This window comes from Pseudomonas sp. MDT1-17 (genome assembly GCF_054898105.1).
In genome coordinates this window covers 2,613,998-2,637,512 of record NZ_JBUBVM010000001.1, presented here as the reverse complement: position 1 = coordinate 2,637,512, position 23,515 = coordinate 2,613,998, and the positions used below count along the sequence as shown (strand labels likewise).

Below are 23,515 nucleotides of genomic sequence, written 5' to 3'. Positions count from 1 at the left end.
AGGCACACCGTGGAAAAAGTCTATCGCTGCGCCCACAGCACCAGTACATCTGTACTGAACGAACCATCGGCCTCAATCTCAAAATATTCGCGTACTTCGTTGCCCATCGACTGCTGCAACTCACGGATCGCCGCGCGCATCACCTCTGGCGTGCGCATGCGTTCGACCCAAGAGCTGTACTCCAGACGCAGCCGTTGACGCGTGGTGCTGCGGGTATGCAACCCCGCTTCGCTGACCTGACGCAACCACTCGCCGGCGGAATAATCGCGCACATGGCTGGTGTCGCGCAGCACTTCGACGCTTTGCAGGTAAGTGTCGAACAACGGACTGCCCGGTGACAACACATCGATGAACGCCGCCACGCCGCCCGGCTTCAGCACCCGTCGAACCTCCCGCAGCGCCAGGCCGAGATCGCTCCAATGGTGCGCCGAATAACGGCTGAAGACGAAATCGAACTCGCCATCGGCGAACGGCAACCGCTCGGCGGCGCCCAGCACCGTGGACACATTGCTCAGGCCGCGATCGACAGCGGCACTGGCCACCACGTCGAGCATTTGCTGCGACAGGTCGTAGGCCACCACTTCTTTCACCAGTGACGCCACATGGAAACTGACGTGACCGGCGCCGCAGCCCAGGTCCAGCACTCGGGCATCGCCCTGCCCTGCCAGTTCAGCCTGTAGCAGTGCGAATTCGGTGCCTTGAGCGTGTACGGCACTGCTCAGGTAGGCCGAGGCCTGTTCACCGAATTGCTTTTGTACAACCTGACTGTGGGCGGTGCTAGTCATCGTAATGTCCTGATATTTGTGTTGTCTGGGCTGCCGCCATCGTCGGAACGCCGCCCGGAGCAGGCTCGCTCCCACAGGGATTTCGTAAACACTGACGATCCAATGTGGGAGCGAGCCTGCTCGCGAAGAGGCCCGCCTTACCTACCGAAATGCCGGATCAATCAAACGTCGCGAAACAACCACGGCTGGCTCGCCCGGTGCTTGCTTTCAAACGCTGCAATCGCCTCGTGATCCTGCAAGGTCAGGCCAATGTCATCCAGACCATTCACCAGACAATGCTTGCGGAACTCGTCAAGCTCGAAGCTGTAAACCTTGCCATCAGGCCGGGTCACGGTCTGGGCTTGCAGGTCGACCGTCAACTCGTAGCCAGGATTCGCTTCGACCTGTTGAAACAGCTCATCGACTTCAGCATCGCTCAGGATGATCGGCAGCAAGCCGTTCTTGAAGCTGTTGTTGTAGAAAATGTCGGCGTAGCTCGGCGCGATGATGCTGCGAAAACCGTACTCTTCCAGCGCCCACGGCGCGTGTTCGCGACTGGAGCCGCAACCGAAGTTCTCGCGGGCCAGCAGCACGCTGGCGCCTTGATAACGCTCGGCGTTGAGGACGAAGTCCTTGTTCAGCGGACGCTTGGAGTTGTCCTGGTAGGCATAGCCCACGTCCAGGTAGCGCCACTCGTCAAACAGGTTCGGACCGAAACCGGTGCGCTTGATCGACTTCAAGAACTGCTTCGGAATGATCTGGTCGGTGTCGACGTTGGCTCGGTCCAATGGCGCGACCAAACCGGTGTGCTGGGTAAAAGCTCTCATGTGCGGTTCCTCAGATCAGTTCGCGAACGTCGATGAAACGACCGTTGACGGCAGCCGCCGCGGCCATGGCCGGGCTGACCAGGTGCGTGCGGCCACCGGTGCCCTGACGCCCTTCGAAGTTGCGGTTGGAAGTCGAGGCGCAATGTTCGCCCGACTCCAAACGGTCCGGGTTCATCGCCAGGCACATCGAGCAACCCGGTTCACGCCACTCGAAACCGGCTTCGAGGAAAATCTTGTCCAGGCCTTCGGCCTCGGCTTGTGCCTTCACCAGGCCCGAACCCGGCACTACGATGGCTTGCTTGATCGTCGACGCGACTTTACGGCCCTTGGCAATCACCGCCGCAGCGCGCAAGTCTTCAATCCGCGAGTTGGTGCAGGAACCAATGAATACCCGGTCCAGCTGAATATCGGTGATCGCCTGATTGGCGCTCAAACCCATGTATTTCAAGGCGCGCTCGATGGAGCCGCGTTTGACCAGGTCCATTTCTTTCGCAGGATCGGGCACGTTCTGATCAACTGCCAGGACCATCTCGGGCGACGTACCCCAGCTGACTTGAGGCTTGATCTGAGTGGCGTCGAGCTCGACGACGGTGTCGAACACGGCGTCAGCGTCGGATACCAGGTCTTTCCAGGCTTCGACCGCCATGTCCCATTCCGCGCCTTTCGGGGCGAATGGACGACCCTTAACGTAAGCCACGGTTTTTTCGTCGGCAGCCACCAGACCTACGCGAGCGCCGGCCTCGATGGACATGTTGCAGATGGTCATGCGGCCTTCGACCGACAGATCGCGAATCGCGCTGCCGGCGAATTCGATGGCGTGGCCGTTACCGCCGGCGGTGCCGATCTTCCCGATCACCGCCAGCACGATGTCCTTGGCGGTCACGCCGAACGGCAATTTGCCTTCGACCGACACCCGCATGTTTTTCATTTTCTTGGCGACCAGGCACTGCGTGGCGAACACGTGCTCGACCTCGGAAGTCCCGATGCCGTGGGCCAATGCGCCAAACGCGCCGTGAGTCGAGGTGTGCGAATCGCCGCAGACCACGGTCATGCCCGGCAAGGTGGCACCCTGCTCCGGACCGATCACGTGAACGATGCCCTGGCGCACGTCATTCATCTTGAATTCGGTGATGCCATATTCATCGCAGTAGTCATCGAGGGTCTGAACCTGCAAACGCGAGACCTGGTCGGTGATCGCTTCGATGCCGCCCTTGCGATCCGGTGTGGTCGGTACGTTGTGGTCCGGGGTCGCGATGATCGAGTCGACGCGCCAAGGCTTGCGCCCGGCCAGGCGCAGGCCTTCGAAAGCTTGGGGCGAAGTCACTTCATGGATGATGTGGCGGTCGATATAGATCAACGACGACCCATCGTCGCGCCGTTTCACTTCATGGGAATCCCAGAGCTTGTCGTAAAGCGTTTTGCCGGCCATCAGACGGTCCTCATCAGCTTGCTTCTTTTCTATGCCTTGGGTCGTGCACGGTTCTATAACCCCTTGGCTTGTGAGGTCGATCCTAGGGGGTTACATTAAATAACTCAAATTCATATTTTTTATGCTTTGGATAACCAACTGGAATACCACAATGGATCTGGCCAACCTCAACGCTTTTATCGCGATTGCCGAGACCGGGAGTTTCTCCGGCGCGGGCGAACGGCTGCACCTGACCCAACCGGCCATCAGCAAGCGCATTGCCGGACTGGAGCAGCAATTGAAGGTGCGCCTGTTCGATCGCCTGGGCCGTGAAGTCGGCCTGACCGAGGCCGGTCGCGCCTTGCTGCCGAGGGCCTATCAGATCCTGAATGTGCTGGACGACACCCGCCGTGCCCTGACCAACCTGACCGGCGAAGTGTCCGGTCGCCTGACCCTCGCCACCAGCCACCATATCGGCCTGCACCGCTTACCCCCCTTATTAAGGGAGTTCACTCGACGTTACCCGCAAGTGGCGCTGGATATTCAGTTCCTCGACTCGGAAGTGGCCTACGAAGAAATCCTCCATGGCCGCGCCGAACTGGCGGTCATCACCCTGGCACCGGAGCCCCACGCACTGGTCAAGGCCACGCCGGTGTGGGACGACCCGCTGGACTTCGTGGTCGCCCCGGAGCACTCGCTGATCAGCGACGGCCCGGTCAGCCTGGCGGACATTGCCCTGCACCCGGCGGTATTTCCGGGTGGCAACACCTTTACCCACCACATCGTCCGGCGCCTGTTCGAAACTCAAGGCCTGACGCCGAACATCGCCATGAGCACGAATTATCTGGAAACCATCAAGATGATGGTCTCGATTGGCCTGGCCTGGAGCGTGTTGCCGCGCACCATGCTGGATGATCAGGTTGCGCGAATACCTTTGCCGGGCATACAACTCACTCGCCAGCTAGGCTATATCCTGCACACAGAAAGGACGCTATCGAATGCGGCGCGAGCCTTCATGGCCTTGCTGGATGCACAAATCGATCTGCCAGGGACTCTCGGCTAAGCTGTGCTACTTCTATAGAGCCTCGAGTTACTGTCACTAACACCCCACTCAGCCAAGGCTTGCCAATGCCGAAATCTGTTGACCGTATTCCGCCGATGCCGCGTATACAGGCGCTTGACCCAAAACGGTCCGAGCAGAGCTGGGAAAGCGCCCCACAATTGCTGGCCGCCCTCAACGGTGCACGTCTGGGCGCCTGGTATTGGGACATCGAGCGCGGGCAGATCAGTTGGTCGCGCGGTACCCAGGCGCTGTTCGGCTTCGATCCTCGGCAACCGCTGCCGGCGGATCTGGAATACCTCGACTTGTTGCCGCCGGAGGATCGGGCGAAAACCATTCGCGCCTTCGACGCGGTGATCGCCGGCGCCCCGCTGGAACAGGCGATGCACCACCGCATTCGCTGGCCCGACGGCAGCCTGCACTGGCTGGAGATCAATGGCAGCCTGCTGCCGGACAAACACGGCCGGCCACGGATGATTGGCGTCATCCGCGAAATCACCCACCAGCGCCAGCGCGAACAGGCGTTGAGCAGCTCGGAAAAGCGCTTTGCCACACTGTTCCACCTGTGCCCGAACATGGTCCTGCTGACCCGCCAGGAAGACGGCCTGATTACCGAAGCCAACCAGTATTTTGAAAGCCTGTTCGGCTGGCCCGTGCAAAACGCCATTGGTCGTACCACCGTGGAACTGGGCCTTTGGGTGCACCCGGAGCAACGGGAACAACTGGTCAAGGCCACCAAGGCCAAGGGCGAACTGGTCAGCATGGAGGTGCAGTTTCGTGCCAGCAATGGCCAGGTCCATGACGGCATTCTCAGCGCACAAAAGGTAGAGCTCGAAGGCCAGCCGTATCTGCTGAGTACGTTTCTGGACACCACCGAACGCAAAGCCGCCGAGCTTGCCCTGAAAGACAGCCAGGAGCGGCTCGACCTTGCTTTGGATTCGGCGCAACTGGGTACCTGGGACTGGCATATCCCCAGCGGCATGCTGTACGGCACGGCACGCGCCGCCCAGTTACACGGGCTGGAAGCCAAACCGTTCCATGAATCTTTCGATGCGTTTTTCGAAGGCGTGCCCGACGAAGAGCGCGGCACCATGCGCGACGCCTATCACAGTCTGCGAGAAGGCCCTGCCGGCAATTATCAACTGACCTACCGCGTGCAATTGCCGGATGGCAGCTCGCGCTTCCTGGAAAGCCGCGCCCGACTCTATCGCGACGACAACGGCGCCCCGTTGCGCATGGCCGGCACGCTGCTCGACATCACCGATCAGGTGGAGCGCGAGCAGCTGCTGGTGGCGTCCGAAGAGAAGTTTGCCACCCTGTTCCAGGTCAGCCCGGACCCGATTTGCGTGACCCGTCAGGACACAGGCCAATTCATCGAGATCAACTCCAGCTTCACCCAGATCTTCGGCTGGAGCACCGCCGATGTGATTGGCCGCGGCGCCGACGAAATCGGTTTATGGGACGCGTCGACGAAAAGCCTGCGACGGATCGAGCAGGTCATCCGCGAGCAAGGCCTGAACAACGTGGCGATCCTGGTTCAGCACAAAGACGGGCAATCCCTGACCTGCGTGATTTCCAGCCGCCAGATCAGCGTTGGCGACCAGCCGTGCATCGTCACCACCCTGCGCGACATCACCCAGCAACAGCGCTCGGAAGCGGCGCTCAAGGCCAGCGAAGAGAAGTTTGCCAAGGCGTTCCACTCAAGCCCCGACGCCATCACCATCACCGAGCGCGACACCGGGCGTTATCTGGAGGTCAACGATGGCTTCTGCCGCCTGACCGGCTATCGCGCCGATGAAGTGGTCGGCCGCACGGTGTATCAGGTCGGCATCTGGGCCGAGGAAAAACAACGCTCGGCGCTGCTTGCCGAACTGCAGATCAAGGGCCGGGTGCATCACCAGGAAATGCTCGGGCGCAATAAACGCGGCGAGCTGCTGACTGTCGAGGTCTCGGTGGAGCCGATCATCCTCAACGAAACCGCTTGCCTGCTGCTGACCGCACGGGACGTCAGCCTGCTGAAAAATGCCGAAGCGCAAATCCGGCACCTGGCCTACCACGACCCGCTGACCAACCTGCCTAACCGCGCGCTATTGATGGATCGCCTGAGCCAGCAGATTGCCCTGCTCAAGCGCCATAATTTGCGCGGCGCCTTGATGTTTCTCGATCTCGACCACTTCAAGCACATCAATGATTCGCTCGGCCACCCGGTGGGCGATACGGTGCTGAAAATCATCACCGCGCGCCTCGAAGCCAGCGTGCGCATGGAGGACACCGTCGCCCGTTTGGGCGGTGACGAATTTGTGGTGCTGCTCAGCGGGCTCGAAGGCTCGCGCAACGAGGTCAGCGAACAGGTTCGGCAGTTGGCGGACACCTTGCGTGAACTGCTGTCGGAGCCGATGTTCCTCGACGGACAACGCCTGCAAGTGACCCCGAGCATCGGCATCGCGTTGATTCCCGATCATGGTTCGACCCCGACCGACCTGCTCAAACGCGCCGACATCGCCCTCTACCGAGCCAAGGATTCAGGCCGCAATACCACGCAGATGTACCACCACACCATGCAGAAGGCTGCGAGCGAACGCCTGCGCATGGAAACCGACCTGCGCCTGGCCCTTTCCCGGGGTGAGTTCCGCGTGCACTACCAACCTCAGGTGGACGCCCGGGACAACCGCATTGTCGGTGCCGAAGCGCTGGTTCGCTGGAACCATCCGGCACTCGGCGCGCAATCGCCCACCGAGTTCATCAAGGTGCTCGAAGACAGCGGACTGATTCTGGAAGTCGGCACGTGGATCATCGACGAAGCTTGCGGCGCCTTCAGGCAGCTGATTGCCAAGGGCCTGATAGACCCGCTCGACTTCAGCCTGTGCGTCAACATCAGCCCGCGGCAATTCCGGCAGAACGACTTCGTCGAACGCATCGAACACAGCCTCGTCAGCCACGGCCTGCCCTGTTCGCTGCTGAAACTGGAAATCACTGAAGGCATCGTCATCCAGAACCTGGAAGACACCATCAGCAAAATGCGAAGCCTGAAAAAACTCGGCGTGAGCTTTGCCATGGACGATTTCGGTACGGGTTATTCCTCGCTGACTTACCTCAAGCGTCTGCCGGTCGACACCCTGAAAATCGACCAATCGTTCATCCGCGACGCCACCACCGACCCCAACGACGCCGAGATCATCCGCGCCATCGTCGCCATGGCCCGCAGCCTCGAATTGAAAGTGATTGCCGAAGGGGTGGAGACGCCAGAGCAGCTGGAGTTTTTGCAGGGGCTGGGCTGCCATTTTTATCAGGGGTATTTGCACAGCCCGCCGCTGCCGGTGGAGGGGTTTCAACAACTCCTCAAATGACACCGAGCTTGGATCAGCTACAGAGCCCGCGTAATGCTTGAAATCATCTGGATGACGGGCACAAAAAAAGGGCGCCATTGGCGCCCAGGACAGTTTGATCAATCGGATTCAGGCGGCTTCAGACACCTGAAGACCCAGTAAACGCGAAACCTGGTCCAGCTCGGTTTCGCGACGAAGGACGGTGAACAGCTCGACCGCTTCGGGATAATTGCGGGTCAGCATTGCCAGCCACTGCTTCAAGCGACCTGGCGACTGGCGTGGCGTCATTTGCGCCTTGGCTTGCAGCCAGAAGTCCTGAATCAGCGGCAGCAACTCGGCCCAGGTCATCTCGACGACGTCGTCACCGGCCCGCGCCGCCGCGATTTGCCGCGCCAGATCCGGACGCGAGACCAGGCCACGACCGAGCATGATGTCTTCCACGCCGCTGATTTCGCGGCAACGACGCCAGTCTTCGACGCTCCAGATATCACCATTGGCGAACACCGGCACCTTGACCACGTCCTGCACCCGCGGAATCCATTCCCAATGGGCCGGCGGCTTGTAGCCATCGGTCTTGGTCCGCGCGTGAACGACGATGTGCGCCGCGCCACCTTCGGCCAGGGCCGTGGCGCAAACCAGCGAACCGTCCGGGCTGTCGAAACCGAGGCGCATCTTCGCGGTCACTGGAATGTGCGCCGGGACGGCACGACGGACATGTTCGACGATCTGGTTCAGCAGCTCAGGTTCTTTGAGCAGCACCGCGCCACCACGGGACTTATTGACGGTCTTGGCCGGGCAGCCGAAGTTCAGGTCGATAACTTCGGAACCAAGTTCGCAGGCAAGGGCGGCGTTTTCTGCCAGGCATACAGGATCGGAGCCGAGCAGTTGTACTCGCAACGGCACGCCGGACGCGGTCCGGGCGCCGGTCAGCAGTTCCGGGCCGAACTTGTGGTAATAGGCAGGCGTGAGCAGTTGATCGTTGATCCGAATGAACTCGGTCACGCACCAATCGATACCGCCCACACGGGTCAGTACGTCCCGCAGGATGTTGTCGACCAACCCCTCCATGGGCGCCAAAGCAATTTGCATGAAAAACACACTCAACGAAAAACGTGCGGCAGTTTACTCGAAAGCATCAATTAGATCGCGACTTGCAACGCGGGGCCGTAACCCTCGATGAATTCCGCAGGCATGCGCTTGGGCTTGCCGGTCGACAGCTCGATGCAGACGAAGGTGGTTTGTGCTCGCAGCAACGTGGTGTTGTCGCTGGGGCGCTTCAACTGGAAGTGGCGGGTCATTTTCAGGCGTCGGTCCCAATCGACGATCCAGGTCGCCAATTGCAATTCATCGCCTTCATAGGCGGCCGCCAGGTAATCGATTTCGTGCCGCACCACCGCCATCGCCCGGTCCAGCCGACGATACTCGACCAGGTCCAGGCCAAGCCGCTGGGAGTGGCGCCAGGCACAGCGTTCGAGCCAGGTCACGTACACCGCGTTGTTCGCGTGACCCAGCCCATCGATGTCCTCTGCGCCGACTTCCAGATCAATGATAAATGGCGTTGCCCGATCCCAGCCCATGCCCCACTCCTGGTCAGAAAATTTTGACCGGGGCAGTGTAACGGATGCTCAGGCCGATTGGCGCGATTGCAGACTGCGACCGGCCAGCAGCGAAAGAACGCCTTCGATCACCCGAGGGTCAGCCAGCACCCGTTGATGACCACCCGCTTCCAGGCGCAACAGACGACTGTCAAACCAGGCTTCGTTGATCAGCTGCGATTCCTTGACCGGAACGTAGCAGTCGTCTTCGGCATGGACGATCAGGCCGGGCATGTCGAGCTGATAGTGCGCGACATCCAGCGCCGCAGCGCGCATGCCGACGTCTCTTTCGATCTGACGAATGAACGCTGAACGAGCTTTCGGTGGTAACCGCACGTAACGGGCGAAGCCGCGCAACACGGCGAGGATTCGCGCCGGGGCGGCGATAGTGACCAGGGTTTCGGTGCGCAGGCCCAGTTGAACGGCGAGCATGGCACTGGCGCCACCCATGGAGTGACCGATGACGGCTTGCAGCGGCGGCAACTCGGCGGCGGCTTCAAGCATGGCCCGGGCGAACAGCACCACATTAGCCTCGCGACCCGGCGAGCGACCGTGAGCCGGACCGTCCAGCGCCACCACGGTGTAACCGGCATCGACCAGTGCGGTGATGAGGCTGGCAAACTGCGTTGGCCGACCTTCCCAACCGTGCATCAGCAACACGGCCGGGCCCTGCCCCCAACGCAGTGCCGAGAGGCCGAAGCGCAAGGTGATCCGCTCGGATTTCGCCAGCAGCGGCAATTCCCAATCACGCGGCGGCAGCTCGCGCGGCGTCATGAATGCCAGTCGCATTATGTTCGCAACCAGTTTTGGTGCGACCCAGCCCAAGGTGCCATTAACGCCACGAACCCACTTCAACGTGCTCATCGCTCTCACTCCTCAGGCCTAGGCCTTTAGGTCATAGCACCGCCGATTTGGCGGCGCGCAGCAATCGATCGGACAACTCTCCTGGTCCCAGCGCACGCGCCAGAGCCAAACCACCGACCATCAAGGCCATGTCGGCCAAGGCTTTGTCGGTGTCTTCCGGGCTGGCCGCCAACTGCGCGACCATCATTTCCACATGCTCATTCAACGCCACGCGAAACGCGTCCGGCAGCCGACCCAGCTCACCGACCGAAGCCGGGATCGGGCACGCTGACTCAGAGGAATCACGGTGTTTGCGTGACAGATAAAACGCAGCAACCAACACGCGACGCTCTTCGCCGGTCAACTCGGCGTCCATGTCGGCGATCAAGCCACGGCGGTGACCGAGCAGTTGCTTGAACGCTTCCAGCATCATCGCGTCCTTGCTTTCGAAGTGCGCATAAAAGCCGCCGACGGTCAGGCCGGCCGCGCCCATCACTTCACCCACGCTCGGTTCGGCTGGGCCGCGCTGAATCAGCGCTGCGCTGGCAGCCTTGAGGATGCGTTCGCGGGTTTGAGCTTTTTTATCGTTCATCGTTGCCTCCGAATATTACGACTAGAATATTATTCTCATAATAATTTTACGCAAGTCGTGGATGTGACCGCTGGTCTGAAGAACAGTTTGAAAGAAATAGGGGATTTGGCCAAACGCCAGACAAACAAAAGGGCCATTCAATAATTGAATGACCCTTATAAAATCCCGCAGAGCGGGTAATCGTGGCGTCCCCTAGGGGACTCGAACCCCTGTTACCGCCGTGAAAGGGCGGTGTCCTAGGCCACTAGACGAAGGGGACGCAAAACCTTCTATACAACTGATCAGTGCTGAGAGCTGATCGATTCAAGGCCGGTGTGGCCAGACCTTGAACTGTAAAATTGGTGGAGCTAAACGGGATCGAACCGTTGACCTCCTGCATGCCATGCAGGCGCTCTCCCAGCTGAGCTATAGCCCCGATTTATCGCCTGGCGGCGGAGCAGCATCTTGCGACACTGCTTCTGTAAAACTGGCGTCCCCTAGGGGACTCGAACCCCTGTTACCGCCGTGAAAGGGCGGTGTCCTAGGCCACTAGACGAAGGGGACGCAAACCCTTCTATACAACAGATCAACCCTGAGAGTTGATCGCTTCAAGGCCGGTGTGGCCAGACCTTGAAGTGTAAATTGGTGGAGCTAGACGGGATCGAACCGTCGACCTCTTGCATGCCATGCAAGCGCTCTCCCAGCTGAGCTATAGCCCCTCATCGCTGAGGACGGGGCGAATCTTAATGGCGCTTCGGAAAGCTGTCAAACTTATTTTTAACAATCTCCAAAATTTTTTGTCGCCATAACAATCACTTACCGCCCTCCCCCCGAAAAATCGGGGCTTGGGGAAAAAACGCAGGCCCGTAGGAGCTGGCGCAGCCTGCGATCTTTTCGGGCCACCGCAGATCAAGATCAAAAGATCGCAGCCTTCGGCAGCTCCTACGCGATGTTGCCCAAGAGTTTTTCCCACTCCTTGTTTTCCTTCTTCGACACGCCGCCCAGCAAGTCGATTGCCTGGCGCAGACGGAAACGGGTCAGGTCCGGACCGAGGATTTCCATTGCATCAAGCACCGACACCGAACTGGCCTGGCCAGTGATCGACGCAAACATCAGCGGCATGGCGTCACGCAACTTCAGTTCCAGGGATTCGACCACGGCTTGAATCGTTGCGGTGATGCTGTCCTTCTCCCACTGACGCAGGCTTTCCAGCTTCCACAGAATCAACTGCATCAACTGACGCACCTGATCGCCCGACAGCTTCTTGGATTCAAACAGCTTGGCGTCCGGGTTCACGCCACCGGCGAAGAAGAAACCAGCCAGCGGTGCGACCTGGCTGAACGTTTCAACCCGACCCTGCACGTGCGGCGCGATCTTCATCATGTATTGCGGGTTCAGCGCCCAGGTCTGCAAGCGGCTGGCGAACTCTTCCACCGGCAGGTCCCGCAGCCACTGGCCGTTGAGCCACGACAGTTTCTCGACGTCGAATATCGGGCCGCCGAGGGAGACGCGGCTCAGGTCAAAGTGGTCGACCATTTCCTGCAGCGAGAACTTCTCGCGCTCGTCCGGCATCGACCAGCCCATGCGCCCCAGGTAGTTGAGCATCGCTTCCGGCATAAAGCCCATGCGCTCGTAGAACGTCACCGAGGTCGGGTTCTTGCGCTTGGACAGCTTGCTCTTGTCCGGGTTACGCAGCAGCGGCATGTAGCACAGCTCCGGTTGTTCCCAGCCGAAGTACTCGTACAGCAGAATCAGTTTCGGCGCCGAGGGCAGCCACTCTTCGCCGCGCAGAACGTGGGTGATGCCCATCAGGTGGTCATCGACCACGTTAGCCAGGAAGTACGTCGGCAGGCCGTCGGTCTTCATCAGCACTTGCATGTCCATACGATCCCACGGGATCTCGACATCGCCACGCAACATGTCCGGCACCACGCAAACGCCTTCGCTCGGCACTTTCATGCGGATCACGTGCGGTTCGCCGGCGGCCAGGCGGCGGGCGACTTCATCCGCAGACAGCAACAGCGCACGGCCGTCGTAACGCGGGGTTTCGCCGCGAGCCATTTGCTCGGCGCGCATCTGGTCGAGTTCTTCGGCGGTGCAGAAGCACGGGAAGGCGTGACCCATTTCGACGAGTTGCTGGCAGTACTTCTGATAGATCTCGCCGCGCTCACTCTGGCGGTAAGGACCGTGCGGACCGCCGACATCCGGGCCTTCGCTCCAGTCGATACCCAACCAGCGCAGGGCATCGAAAATCTGTTGTTCGGACTCGCGGGTCGAACGCAATTGGTCGGTGTCTTCAATGCGCAGGATGAACTCACCGCCATGCTGCTTGGCAAAGCAGTAGTTGAACAAAGCGATGTAAGCGGTACCTACATGGGGATCCCCGGTAGGCGATGGCGCGATGCGAGTGCGGACGGTGGTCATGGCAAGTCTCGAAATGAAGATAAAACAAAGGGCGAATGGTAACAGGCGTTGCCCGCCCGGCTCCAGTGAGCAGGGCATTTAAGCCAAGGTTGCGTCTACAACGCGCGTATGGCGCGGCGGCTCGCGGTGTGGGTGTCGCTCGATTGTGCCGACCAACCCGCAGGTCGCCGAGCGGATGGCATCGCTGGCGGATCGGTTTGGCAGTGAGGCGGCGGCGCTGGGCAACCTCAGTGAGATTGCGCATCAGCAGGCGTCGATCATGGCTTACAACGATGCGCTTCACTTTGTCGGGATTGCGCTAGGGATCAGCATGCTGGCGGTGTTGTTGACCAAGGCGTTGCCGGCGGGGTTGAAGGCTGGTGGAGCACCTTGAAATCGCGGCGCGGCCTCGGGTGCTGCAAAACTCAAACGGCGATCAACCGCTCCCGCAACTTGCCAATCTCATCACGCATCTGCGCCGCGGCTTCGAATTCAAGGTCGCGCGCAAGCTGGTACATCTTCTCTTCCAGCGCCTTGATGCGCTTGGCGATTTCGCCCGGCGAACGCAATTCGGCCTCGTACTTGGCGTTTTCCTCGGCGGCCTTGGCCATGCCTTTGCGCTTCTTGCTGCGCGAGCCCGGCACGGTGGCGCCTTCCATGATGTCGGCAACGTCCTTGAACACGCCCTTGGGCGTGATGCCATTGGCCAGGTTGAAGGCGATCTGCTTGTCGCGACGACGCTCGGTTTCGCCGATCGCCCGCTCCATCGAGCCGGTGATGCGATCCGCGTAGAGAATCGCCCGACCATTGAGGTTGCGCGCCGCCCGGCCGATGGTCTGGATCAGCGAGCGCTCGGAACGCAGGAAGCCTTCCTTGTCCGCATCGAGAATCGCCACCAGGGACACTTCCGGCATGTCCAGACCTTCGCGCAGCAGGTTGATCCCCACCAGCACATCGAAGGTGCCCAGACGCAGATCGCGGATGATTTCGACCCGTTCAACCGTGTCGATGTCCGAGTGCAGATAACGCACCCGTACGCCGTGGTCGGCCAGGTAATCAGTCAAGTCTTCGGACATACGCTTGGTCAACGTCGTGACCAGCACCCGCTCCTCCAGCGCCACGCGCTTGCCGATTTCCGAGAGCAAATCGTCGACCTGGGTCAATGCCGGGCGGATTTCGATTTGCGGGTCGACAAGTCCAGTCGGGCGGACCAGTTGCTCGACCACGCGACCGGCGTGTTCCGCCTCGTAATTACCAGGGGTCGCCGAGACGAAAATCGTCTGAGGGCTGATGTTTTCGAACTCGTCGAAACGCATCGGCCGGTTATCCAGCGCTGACGGCAGACGGAAACCGTATTCCACCAGCGTCTCCTTACGGGAGCGGTCGCCCTTATACATGGCGCCGACCTGCGGCACGCTGACGTGGGATTCGTCGATCACCAGCAAGGCGTCGGCCGGCAGGTAGTCAAACAAGGTCGGTGGCGCCTGGCCAGATTCACGGCCCGACAGGTAGCGCGAGTAGTTTTCGATGCCGTTGCAATACCCCAGCTCGAGGATCATCTCCAGGTCAAACCGGGTGCGCTGCTCCAGGCGCTGCGCTTCCACCAGTTTGTTGTTGGTACGCAGGTAGTCCAGGCGCTCCTGAAGCTCCACCTTGATTCCTTCGATGGCGCCGAGCAGGGTTTCCCGTGGCGTCACGTAGTGGCTTTTCGGATAGAAGGTAAAGCGCGGCAACTGGCGGATCACTTCGCCGGTCAAAGGATCGAAGGCGGAAATCTTTTCGACTTCATCGTCGAAGAGTTCGATGCGGATCGCTTCAAAGTCGGATTCCGCCGGGTGGATATCGATCACATCGCCGCGAACCCGGAAGGTCGCACGGGCGAAGTCCATATCGTTGCGGGTGTATTGCAGGTCCGCCAGGCGTCGCAGCAACGCACGCTGATCGAGCTTGTCGCCGCGATCCACGTGCAGCACCATCTTCAAATAGGTTTCCGGGCTGCCCAGACCGTAGATGCACGACACCGTGGTGACGATGATCGCGTCTTTGCGCTCCAGCAACGCTTTGGTCGCGGACAGTCGCATCTGTTCGATGTGATCGTTGATCGAAGCGTCTTTCTCGATGAACGTATCCGACGACGGCACGTAGGCTTCGGGCTGGTAGTAGTCGTAGTAGGAAACGAAGTACTCGACGGCGTTGTTCGGGAAGAACGCTTTGAACTCGCCATATAACTGTGCAGCCAGCGTTTTGTTCGGCGCCAGTACCAGGGTTGGACGTTGCACCTGGGCGATCACGTTGGCGATGCTGAAGGTCTTGCCCGAGCCGGTCACACCGAGCAACGTCTGGTGTGCCAGCCCGGCTTCGATGCCCTCGACCATCAGGCGGATGGCTTCCGGCTGATCGCCGGCGGGCTCGAAGCGGGTGACTAGCTGGAATTCAGACATGAAAAACCTCTGGGTTCGCGCCTGTCCGGGCGAACCGGGCAGCAACGGGAAAGACCGCAAACGACCGATGTCGCCCGAGGAAAAAACTGGATTGTGCTCAATGTGGAGTCGATTGCCCGCGCTTTCAAGGCAAACGTCCTACATCGGGTAAAACGTTTGACGCTGCCAATCGACTAACGGTCGAAAAATATTCGGGAAAACTTAACGTAAAAGCCGAATCGTCTGTCGCCATCAATCGCCGATGACCTCTATACTAGCTCCCCGTTTGTGCACCGCTCTAGTGCATTCGGCTGGAGCGCGACACGTCCCTCCACTCTCCATTCAGAGCCGCCGCAAAATGAGCCTGTTCTCCGCTGTCGAAATGGCACCACGTGATCCAATCCTGGGCCTCAACGAAGCATTCAACGCCGATACCCGTACCAACAAGGTCAACCTGGGGGTCGGTGTTTACTGCAACGAGGAGGGGCGAATTCCACTCCTGCGCGCCGTTGTCGAAGCCGAGACGATTCGCGTCGCTCAACACGCTTCCCGTGGCTACTTGCCAATCGACGGCATCGCCGCCTACGACCAGGCTGTGCAGAAACTGCTGTTTGGCAACGACTCCCCGCTGATCGCTGCAGGCCGGGTCATCACCACCCAGGCCGTTGGCGGTACTGGCGCGCTGAAAATCGGTGCCGACTTCCTCAAGCAACTGCTGCCGAACGCTGTCGTGGCGATCAGCGACCCGAGTTGGGAAAACCACCGCGCGCTGTTCGAAACCGCCGGTTTCCCGGTTCAGAACTATCGCTACTACGACGCTGCGACCCACGACGTTAACCGTACCGGCCTGCTGGAAGACCTGAATGCCCTGCCGTCCGGTTCGATCGTTGTGCTGCACGCGTGCTGCCACAACCCGACCGGCGTGGACCTGAGCCCGGCGGACTGGAAAAACGTTCTGGACGTGGTGAAAGCCAAAGGTCACGTGCCGTTCCTCGACATGGCCTACCAGGGCTTTGGCGATGGCATCGACGAAGACGCCGCTGCCGTACGTCTGTTCGCTGAATCGGGCCTGACGTTCTTCGTTTCCAGCTCGTTCTCCAAATCCTTTTCGTTGTACGGAGAGCGCGTGGGCGCCCTGTCGATCGTCAGCGAATCGAAAGAAGAAAGCGCGCGCGTGCTGTCGCAAGTCAAACGTGTGATCCGCACCAACTACTCCAACCCGCCGACCCACGGCGCTAGCATCGTCGCCGCCGTGCTGAACAGCCCGGAACTGCGCGCTCAGTGGGAAGAAGAACTGGCCGAAATGCGCCTGCGGATTCGCGGCATGCGCATTCAGATGGTCGACCTTCTGGCGAAAAACGCACCGCAACGCGACTTCAGCTTTGTCGGTCGTCAGCGCGGCATGTTCTCCTACTCCGGCCTGACGGTTGAGCAAGTGACCCGCCTGCGCAGCGAGTTTGGCATCTACGCCCTGGACACCGGCCGCATCTGCGTTGCCGCGCTGAACCAGAGCAACATCGACGTCGTGACCAAGGCCATCGTTGCGGTGATCTGAGTCTCGCGCGATACGAAAAACGGGAAGCCCTTGGGCTTCCCGTTTTTTATTTGTCTCAGATAATTCTCAATGCATCGACCGAGGGCTCTAGACTGCACCCTCAGGTTTTATGTACACCCCGAAATTCTTACGAGAGCCGACATGAAAAACGATGACCTACGCGCCGACCGCGATGAGCTGGACCACTTCGCGCCTCGCACCCCGGCCAAACGTAGTAATAACCTGGTGATGCAAGTCGCTGCCGGCGTGTTTCTCGGCGGCCTGGCCTTGTGGCTGGTGCAACTGGTCGCAACGATGCTGTACGCCAAACTAATGCTCGGCACCGTCACCTTCGGCGGTTAGGCCAATTCGGTTGCGCGTTGGCTGGCAGCGTCGTCATAAGCGACGTAGAGCGATTCGGCGACCTGGCTTTTGATGGCCTTGGCGCTTTCCAGGCCCAGGACAAAACCCTCGGCCTTGCCACCGGCACGGTTCAATTCGTCAGCGGTGCTGGCCTGAGTGATTGCGTCGAACAGTTTTTCGGCGTGAGGACCGACGCCTTTGGGCAAGCTGATCTGAGCGATGCTCATGCGAACACCCCGTTGTGGCGAGGCGTGGTGGTTGGTTGATTCATGGCGCGTACCTTTTCGGCGAATGGCCGGCAGCGCGTGTAACCGCTTCCGGGCGGCCATGGTAGACCTCTGAGGGGATTCTGGTAACCGCCCACGGTCGATAAACCACCGTCCGTCCCCATGAATCCGTCAAGAGGCCAACAGGTGCTTGACTTCTCTTTTTGAATCAGTAACATACACGCCATTCCGCGATAGCTCAGTTGGTAGAGCAAGTGACTGTTAATCACTGGGTCCCTGGTTCGAGTCCAGGTCGTGGAGCCAGACAGCAATATCGAAAAGCCCCTGAATCGAAAGGTTCAGGGGCTTTTTTGTGGCCGCAATAAAAGCAAAAAGGCCGACCTGTCTATTCGACAGATCGGCCTTTTTTAGTGTGAGCAGCCGTCAGACATGCTCACTGCTTTTAGCATGAGCCCCTCGATGCTCGCTCGAATCATGAGCCGCTTCCACCGGGATCTCATTCCCGTCGCAGTCACGCAGTTTACCTTCGCTGAAGTAATCCCCTTCGCGCAACGCCGCCAGATCCTGATAACGCAGGACGCGCTCAGTACCGGCCGCGAACACGGACTGCTGATCGGAGTTACCGGCAGTGAGGTGGTTGAAGGTCAGGTTGAGCACGATGGCCATGATCGCCGAGGAGCTGATGCCTGAGTGGAAGATCGTGGCGAACCAGCTTGGGAAGTGGTCGTAGAAATTCGGCGCAGCGATGGGGATCATGCCGAAACCGATGGAGGTCGCGACGATGATCAGGTTGACGTTGTTGCGGTAGTCGACCTTGGACAGCGTACGAATACCGCTGGCCGCCACGGTGCCGAACAGCACGATACCGGCGCCGCCGAGAACAGAAGTCGGTACCGCGGCGATGACCCGGCCCATAAACGGCAGCAAGCCGAGGATCACCAGAAACAAACCACCGGTAGCCACCACGAAGCGGCTCTTGATACCGGTCACCGCCACCAGTCCGACGTTCTGGGCGAAGGCGCTTTGGGTAAAGGAGCCGAAGATCGGCGCGATCATGCTCGACAGCATGTCGGCGCGCAGGCCGTTGCCCAGGCGTTTGGAGTCGACCTTGGTGTCGATGATTTCACCCACCGCCAGGATGTCAGCCGAGGTTTCCACCAGGGTCACCATCACCACGATGCACATCGACAGGATCGCGGCGAAGTGGAAGGTCGGCATGCCGAAATGGAAGGGTGTCGGGAAGCCGAACATTGGGCCTTGGGTGACCGACGAGAAGTCTGCCATGCCGAGGAACACTGCGATCACCGTACCGATGACCATGGCCAACAGAATCGACAAACGAGAAATGGTCGCGCTGCCGATCTTGCTCAACAGTAGAACCAACACCAGCGTCACGGCCGCCAGACCGATATTCGCCATGCTGCCGAAGTCCGGGGCGTGGCTGTTGCCGCCCATGGCCCAACGAGCGGCTACCGGCATCAGCGTCAGGCCGATGGTGGTGATCACGATGCCCGTCACCAACGGCGGGAAAAACTTGGTAATGCGTGAGAATACCGGCGTGATCAGCAAACCTATCAGGGAGGCGGCAATCACCGCCCCGAGAATCGATTGAAATCCGCCCTCCCCGCCGCTGCTGACAATCGCCACCATCGTCGCGACGCCAGAGAAAGACACGCCCTGCACCAGCGGCAATTGGCAGCCGAAAAACGGTAGACCCAGCGTTTGCAGTAATGTCGCCAAGCCACCCGCAAACAATGAAGCAGCAATCAACAAACCGATGTCCGCCGGCGAGAGCCCGGCCGCCTGGCCGATGATCAAAGGCACCGCAACGATGCCGCCGTACATGGTCAGAACGTGTTGCAGGCCGTAAGCCATATTCGCGCCGACACCGAGATTTTCGTCCTCAGGCCGTTCGTGTGAAACAGGGGGCGTTTTCATGGTTTGGGGGGTTCCCTGGTTTTTGTTGTGCGCACACTGTATGCAAGAGTCAGGACAAATGTCTATAGAGTTGTATACAACTTATCAGTCATATTTTCGACACCTGTCCATGCGGTCCTTTACCTGCGCCGCCTCCACTCCAAAAACTTTTGAAATACATCCTTTCTTTGCCTCCTCCCTCGCCCGCTAGTCTTTGGAGTTCCAAGCGACCGCTGGCACGGACGCCTCTCATTTATACATATAAAGTATGCATAATGAAGCCATTCGAGTTTCAGTATCACAAGGCAAAAAACGCAGCTAACAAATTAAAGCATCAAGGGATCAGCCTCGCGGAAACGGAGGCCGTGATTTATGACGAGAGCGAGCGCCGGCGCTATACGGAGGTTTGATCAATGAAAGACGAATACGACTTCAGCAATGCCAAGCGCGGAGCCGTTGCTGGCGGCAAAGGCAAAACCCGAATTACCATCATGCTGGATGATGTCGTCATAGAGGCTGCTCGCTCAATGGCCGAGAGCGAGGGGTTTGGCTATCAGACGGTGATCAACAACACCTTGCGCCAGGCCTTGCTCACCGATAAAGGCAAAACGGCGGATCCGGATCAATGCACCGCTGTGGCGAACGCGGGACATTTCAAAGAAGGGATTACGACCTCCGAACTGCGCAGTCTGGAGAAAAAACTCTCAGAGGTACTCAGCGAAATCCATCGAGTGATGGAGTCTTGATCCTGCCTCATGAGCACTGTCGAGCGATTCACGCCCGAATTCCGCGGCTTGGTACTAAAGCTGCTAGCTGGATTCAATCAGCCCCGCAAACACCCGCTTCAACCCGGCATGCACCGGCACCCGAATTCCGAACTCACGCTCCAGCAACTCGATCAACTCATCCAAATCCGCCACTTGCCGCCGCTCAGTCTCACTGCCGATCCGATGAATCGCAAAATTGCCGTTATTCAGCGTGCGTCGCCATCCCTCCCCTGTGCGCGCCACCATCAACTGCCTGGCAAAAGACGATTCGGGATGGGTAGAGACATACCAGTTGCCGACGGTGTAATCGATGTCCTCCTGACGCTGCAAATCGAAAATGTACATCGCCCGCCACTCGCCGGCGACGTTGGCACGGAGGGTGTAGCCATCCTCGTGCTGTTCTATGCGATAGGGTTCGTGAGGTGTGAGCTGCTCAGCCGAGGTATCGAGCATCAGCGGGGCGGTGGGCACCATGCCGCCGAAGCCAACGTCAGTGATGTAGCGCACGCCGTCCAGGGTGACCAGGCTCAAGCGGTGCGTACGGGCGGTCCACGCGCCTTCAGGCTGGCCCAAGACCACTCGGCCGGAGAGGCCGCGAGCATCGAAGCCCAGTTCCTGGAGCAAGACCAGAAACAGATAGTTGAGTTCGTAGCAGTAACCACCGCGGCCATCGCGCAGGACCTTTTGCTCGATGGACGGCAGGTCGATGAGCACCGGCTGGCCCGACAACGTGCTGAGGTTTTCGAACGGGAAGGCACCGGTGTGGCGCAGTTGAAGTTGGCGCAGGGTTTCCAGAGTCGGCGCCGGGGGCGCGTCGAAGCCCAGACGCTGCAAGTACAACGCTCGGTTCGTCAGGTGTGGCTCGCTCATTGCTCTGTCCTTATGCAGGGTGCCGCGGATCTCTCCGCCGATGGGCGCCATGTATAAGGGATAAAGCGGTTCGACTGACAATTGATTTAGCCAATCGCCGCACACATAAAGATCAACGCCGTTTGCGCGAACCCAACCGAATCCACGTCGGCGCGTGATCGCTGGCATGCGGCTCATTGCGAACCCAGGCATCCACTCCGGCCTCATGCAGATAAGGGCTCAGCGCAGGGTTAAGCAACAGATGATCGATGCGCAGGCCTGAGTTTTTCTGCCAGTGCTGGCGAAAATAATCCCAGAACGTATAGAGCCGATCTTCCGGATACAGGTGGCGCAAGGAATCAGTCCAGCCCTGGGCCAACAGGCGCTGATAACACTCGCGGCTTTCGGGTTGCAGCAACGCATCCTTGAGCCAGGATCGCGGGTTGTAAATGTCCAGGTCGGTGGGCACCACGTTGTAATCACCGGCCAGCACCACGGGATGCTCACTGGCCTGCAGCGTCTGCGCGTACTGGATCAGCCGTTCGAACCACGCCAGCTTGTAATCAAACTTCGGCCCCGGCTGCGGGTTGCCATTGGGCAGGTACAGGCAGCCCACCAGAATCCCGTGCACGGCGGCCTCCAGATACCGGCTGTGAGTGTCGCTGTCATCGCCCGGCAGACCTCGACGACTCTCCAGCGGCTGTGCATCCCGCGCCAGAATCGCCACCCCGTTCCACGAAGACTGACCTTGCCAGATCGCGCCATAGCCAGCGGCCTCAAGCTCGGCGGCGGGGAATGCACTGTCGACCGACTTGAGCTCCTGCAAACAGGCAATGTCCGGTTGCTCTCGCGCAAGCCAGGTCAGCAAGTTCGGCAGTCGGGCGCGCATGCCGTTGACGTTGAACGTCGCGATTTTCAGGTTCTTCATGTTCCAACGCTCGCAATGGCGGGTCGATATCCAGTTGTGACCGGGGTGCGCCCCGGCAGTTGCCGCCGCGAGCGAGACAGGCGACTAAAGGCACGCCTCTACACGGGGAACTCGTCCTGCGACGCCTTGAGCAATGGCAGCAACGCCTGCTTTTCCATAGGTCGACTCAAATAGAATCCTTGCACCTCATGACACTGATCCGAGATCAGGAAGTCCATTTGCTCCAGGGTTTCGACCCCCTCTGCCGTCACGGTCAGGCCCATGGCCTTGCCCAGGTTGATGATTGCCTGCACCACGGCGCGGTCATTGCCGCCGCTGCTCATGACAAGGCCAACAGGGCGATCAACACACCCAGAACAAACAGCAGGCCAACGACAAACACCAGGCTGCGGGTGATCGGCGTATAACGGGGAGCGACGACGGTGGTAACGGCAGTCATATCCATGCACTTGATCCTGTCAATCGATTACCTGATCGGGATGCGACGCTCTCAATGCTTTTTTTTACCAGGGCACTCGCCGAACGTTCACTGACCATAGCAGCCATGCTGGGCCCTGGCGCCTGGATAACGCAAGTCATTGCCGCCATTGAAGAACCGTTGACACAACCCTTGCCAATCGACGGCCGCTGCCCTGTAATTGCACGCATCCCCCGCGTTCCTTTTGATGCCGAGACTGCCTGCTGATGGACACACTGGAAGGTCAACGAATCTGCCTGCGCCCCCTGCAATTGAGTGACGCCGATGCTCTGGTAAATGCTGCGCGGGAAGGTGAAATGTGGAACCTGACCGTCACCGTTGTGCCCTCCCCGACCACCGTCGACAGCTACCTCAAGAAAGCCCTCGACGGCCGCGATGCCGGCACTGTGTTGCCCTTCATCATCATGCTCAAGGACACCGGCGAGGTCATCGGCTCGACACGCTTCTGGAAAATCGACCGGCTCAACCGCAAGCTCGAAATCGGCAGCAGCTGGATTTGCGCCCGCTGGCAGAAAACCTTCGTCAACACCGAAGCCAAGTACCTGATGCTGCAGTACGCCTTCGACACGCTGGATTGCGTGCGGGTGCAATTCACTACCGACGAAAACAACCAGAAGTCGCGCAATGCGATCCTCAGGCTCGGCGCGCAGCAAGAAGGCATCGTGCGCCACGAACGGATCATGCCGGACGGACGCAAGCGCAACTCGGTGCGGTTCAGCATCATTGATGATGAATGGCCGCAGGTGCGGCAGAACCTCGAGCAGAAGCTGGCCGACTAAAACTTAGCTGACTCCTGCGTGAGGCTTTCGCCTGAAACGCGCGTCAACCACTCGTCAACCCACCGGCACCAACCACCCAGCCCTTCACACCAACATCAGGTAACGACTCATCTTTGGAGACACACCATGATGATCATCAAAGTCACCTCGCTGTTATTGGCGGGTGTGCTGTCCGTCGCATCCGTGGCCACGTTTGCAGCCTCCGGCGATGGCGCTGACGCTACCGGAACCCAGTCTGGCTTGACCGGCGGTTCGACAACGGCGCCGAACACCAACCCAGGCGGACCTTCAGGCGGCCATAGCGGATCGGACTCTACCAGCGGCGGCAACGGCGGTAATGGTGGAAACAGCGGCTCTGGCGCGGGTGGTGGCACGGGTGCTGCCGGGGGAGGAACGGGCGGTGCCGGAGGCGGGACAGGCAGCTGAACGCGTAGAGACAGCCGATGAGGAGAGATC

General features: G+C 59.7%; 21 protein-coding genes, 5 tRNA genes and 3 pseudogenes. 10 read left to right on the top strand and 19 right to left on the bottom strand.

Going from position 1 to position 23,515, the window contains the following annotated elements:
- Window positions 1-20 precede the first annotated feature (20 nt).
- From ACYZTX_RS12210 to leuC, 3 genes are all read right to left on the bottom strand, one after another.
- Window positions 21-785, bottom strand: a complete 765-nt coding sequence (locus ACYZTX_RS12210; RefSeq protein ID WP_462034245.1) for a class I SAM-dependent methyltransferase — start codon at window positions 783-785, stop codon at window positions 21-23.
- 161 nt (window positions 786-946) lie between these two features.
- Window positions 947-1,591 (bottom strand): 3-isopropylmalate dehydratase small subunit, encoded by a 645-nt coding sequence (gene leuD, locus ACYZTX_RS12205; RefSeq protein ID WP_462034244.1) that lies wholly within the window; start codon window positions 1,589-1,591, stop codon window positions 947-949.
- Between the two features lie 10 nt (window positions 1,592-1,601).
- Complete coding sequence (gene leuC, locus ACYZTX_RS12200; protein WP_462034243.1) at window positions 1,602-3,020, bottom strand: 3-isopropylmalate dehydratase large subunit; 1,419 nt, start codon at window positions 3,018-3,020, stop codon at window positions 1,602-1,604.
- 151 nt (window positions 3,021-3,171) lie between these two features.
- On the opposite strand from leuC, the gene ACYZTX_RS12195 reads away from it, so the two are divergent.
- Together ACYZTX_RS12195 and ACYZTX_RS12190 are read left to right on the top strand one after the other, a co-directional pair.
- Window positions 3,172-4,062: a LysR family transcriptional regulator gene (locus ACYZTX_RS12195; protein WP_461973109.1), complete on the top strand. Its 891-nt coding sequence runs from the start codon at window positions 3,172-3,174 to the stop codon at window positions 4,060-4,062.
- A gap of 65 nt (window positions 4,063-4,127) precedes the next feature.
- On the top strand, window positions 4,128-7,406 hold the full coding sequence (locus ACYZTX_RS12190; RefSeq protein ID WP_462034242.1) for a sensor domain-containing protein: 3,279 nt from the start codon (window positions 4,128-4,130) through the stop codon (window positions 7,404-7,406).
- A gap of 108 nt (window positions 7,407-7,514) precedes the next feature.
- Here ACYZTX_RS12190 and ACYZTX_RS12185 read toward each other — a convergent pair whose 3' ends face one another.
- The 9 genes from ACYZTX_RS12185 to gltX all read right to left on the bottom strand — a co-directional run bounded on the left by ACYZTX_RS12185 (window position 7,515) and on the right by gltX (window position 12,818).
- Complete coding sequence (locus tag ACYZTX_RS12185) at window positions 7,515-8,474, bottom strand: tRNA dihydrouridine synthase (protein ID WP_462034241.1); 960 nt, start codon at window positions 8,472-8,474, stop codon at window positions 7,515-7,517.
- Between the two features lie 50 nt (window positions 8,475-8,524).
- Complete coding sequence (locus ACYZTX_RS12180; RefSeq protein ID WP_462034240.1) at window positions 8,525-8,962, bottom strand: acyl-CoA thioesterase; 438 nt, start codon at window positions 8,960-8,962, stop codon at window positions 8,525-8,527.
- Between the two features lie 48 nt (window positions 8,963-9,010).
- Window positions 9,011-9,844, bottom strand: a complete 834-nt coding sequence (locus ACYZTX_RS12175; RefSeq protein ID WP_462034239.1) for an alpha/beta fold hydrolase — start codon at window positions 9,842-9,844, stop codon at window positions 9,011-9,013.
- Window positions 9,845-9,875: 31 nt separating this feature from the next.
- A complete protein-coding gene (locus tag ACYZTX_RS12170; protein WP_461973116.1) occupies window positions 9,876-10,415 on the bottom strand; it encodes a TetR/AcrR family transcriptional regulator in 540 nt (179 codons plus the stop codon).
- Between the two features lie 183 nt (window positions 10,416-10,598).
- A tRNA-Glu gene (locus tag ACYZTX_RS12165) sits at window positions 10,599-10,674 on the bottom strand.
- Between the two features lie 80 nt (window positions 10,675-10,754).
- A tRNA-Ala gene (locus ACYZTX_RS12160) sits at window positions 10,755-10,830 on the bottom strand.
- A 52-nt stretch (window positions 10,831-10,882) separates the two neighbouring features.
- A tRNA-Glu gene (locus ACYZTX_RS12155) sits at window positions 10,883-10,958 on the bottom strand.
- Between the two features lie 79 nt (window positions 10,959-11,037).
- A tRNA-Ala gene (locus tag ACYZTX_RS12150) sits at window positions 11,038-11,113 on the bottom strand.
- 223 nt (window positions 11,114-11,336) lie between these two features.
- Window positions 11,337-12,818: a glutamate--tRNA ligase gene (gene gltX / locus ACYZTX_RS12145; protein WP_462034238.1), complete on the bottom strand. Its 1,482-nt coding sequence runs from the start codon at window positions 12,816-12,818 to the stop codon at window positions 11,337-11,339.
- 139 nt (window positions 12,819-12,957) lie between these two features.
- Between gltX and ACYZTX_RS12140 the strand changes: the two are divergent.
- Window positions 12,958-13,191 (top strand): annotated as a pseudogene (locus tag ACYZTX_RS12140) (EmrB/QacA family drug resistance transporter); the annotation flags it as partial.
- Between the two features lie 31 nt (window positions 13,192-13,222).
- On the opposite strand, the gene uvrB reads toward ACYZTX_RS12140, so the two are convergent.
- Complete coding sequence (gene uvrB / locus ACYZTX_RS12135; protein ID WP_462034237.1) at window positions 13,223-15,238, bottom strand: excinuclease ABC subunit UvrB; 2,016 nt, start codon at window positions 15,236-15,238, stop codon at window positions 13,223-13,225.
- Window positions 15,239-15,575: 337 nt separating this feature from the next.
- On the opposite strand from uvrB, the gene ACYZTX_RS12130 reads away from it, so the two are divergent.
- Window positions 15,576-16,772, top strand: a complete 1,197-nt coding sequence (locus ACYZTX_RS12130) for an amino acid aminotransferase (protein ID WP_462034236.1) — start codon at window positions 15,576-15,578, stop codon at window positions 16,770-16,772.
- A gap of 141 nt (window positions 16,773-16,913) precedes the next feature.
- Window positions 16,914-17,114 carry a hypothetical protein gene (locus ACYZTX_RS12125; protein ID WP_462034235.1) on the top strand — a complete coding sequence of 67 codons (201 nt, stop codon included), beginning with the start codon at window positions 16,914-16,916 and terminating at the stop codon, window positions 17,112-17,114.
- Here the strand turns inward: ACYZTX_RS12125 and ACYZTX_RS12120 are convergent.
- Entirely contained in the window at window positions 17,111-17,341 is a 231-nt protein-coding gene (locus ACYZTX_RS12120) for a hypothetical protein (protein WP_033061947.1), read from the bottom strand. The two genes, ACYZTX_RS12125 and ACYZTX_RS12120, sit on opposite strands and share 4 nt — an antisense overlap.
- 227 nt (window positions 17,342-17,568) lie before the next feature.
- Here ACYZTX_RS12120 and ACYZTX_RS12115 point away from each other — a divergent pair.
- Window positions 17,569-17,644: transfer RNA gene (locus tag ACYZTX_RS12115), tRNA-Asn, on the top strand.
- Window positions 17,645-17,764: 120 nt separating this feature from the next.
- On the opposite strand, the gene ACYZTX_RS12110 is transcribed toward ACYZTX_RS12115, so the two are convergent.
- Window positions 17,765-19,279, bottom strand: a complete 1,515-nt coding sequence (locus tag ACYZTX_RS12110) for a nucleobase:cation symporter-2 family protein (RefSeq protein ID WP_462034234.1) — start codon at window positions 19,277-19,279, stop codon at window positions 17,765-17,767.
- Between the two features lie 254 nt (window positions 19,280-19,533).
- Between ACYZTX_RS12110 and ACYZTX_RS12105 the strand changes: the two are divergent.
- Window positions 19,534-19,638, top strand: a pseudogene (locus ACYZTX_RS12105) (BrnT family toxin); the annotation flags it as partial.
- A 33-nt stretch (window positions 19,639-19,671) separates the two neighbouring features.
- A complete protein-coding gene (locus ACYZTX_RS12100; RefSeq protein WP_462034233.1) occupies window positions 19,672-20,004 on the top strand; it encodes a BrnA antitoxin family protein in 333 nt (110 codons plus the stop codon).
- A gap of 63 nt (window positions 20,005-20,067) precedes the next feature.
- Here the strand turns inward: ACYZTX_RS12100 and ACYZTX_RS12095 are convergent, their stop codons facing one another.
- From ACYZTX_RS12095 to ACYZTX_RS12080, 4 genes and pseudogenes are all read right to left on the bottom strand, one after another.
- Window positions 20,068-20,895 (bottom strand): arylamine N-acetyltransferase family protein, encoded by an 828-nt coding sequence (locus ACYZTX_RS12095; RefSeq protein ID WP_462034232.1) that lies wholly within the window; start codon window positions 20,893-20,895, stop codon window positions 20,068-20,070.
- 112 nt (window positions 20,896-21,007) lie between these two features.
- On the bottom strand, window positions 21,008-21,802 hold the full coding sequence (locus tag ACYZTX_RS12090) for an exodeoxyribonuclease III (RefSeq protein ID WP_462034231.1): 795 nt from the start codon (window positions 21,800-21,802) through the stop codon (window positions 21,008-21,010).
- 98 nt (window positions 21,803-21,900) lie between these two features.
- Window positions 21,901-22,125, bottom strand: a pseudogene (locus ACYZTX_RS12085) (EAL domain-containing protein); the annotation flags it as partial.
- Window positions 22,122-22,247, bottom strand: coding sequence for a hypothetical protein (locus tag ACYZTX_RS12080; protein ID WP_462034230.1), 126 nt, complete (start codon window positions 22,245-22,247; stop codon window positions 22,122-22,124). The gene ACYZTX_RS12080 and the pseudogene ACYZTX_RS12085, both read right to left, overlap by 4 nt.
- 239 nt (window positions 22,248-22,486) lie before the next feature.
- Between ACYZTX_RS12080 and ACYZTX_RS12075 the strand changes: the two genes are divergently transcribed.
- Together ACYZTX_RS12075 and ACYZTX_RS12070 are read left to right on the top strand one after the other, a co-directional pair.
- Window positions 22,487-23,059, top strand: a complete 573-nt coding sequence (locus ACYZTX_RS12075; protein ID WP_462034229.1) for a GNAT family N-acetyltransferase — start codon at window positions 22,487-22,489, stop codon at window positions 23,057-23,059.
- Between the two features lie 126 nt (window positions 23,060-23,185).
- A complete protein-coding gene (locus ACYZTX_RS12070) occupies window positions 23,186-23,485 on the top strand; it encodes a hypothetical protein (protein ID WP_462034228.1) in 300 nt (99 codons plus the stop codon).
- The last annotated feature ends 30 nt before the right edge of the window (window positions 23,486-23,515 follow it).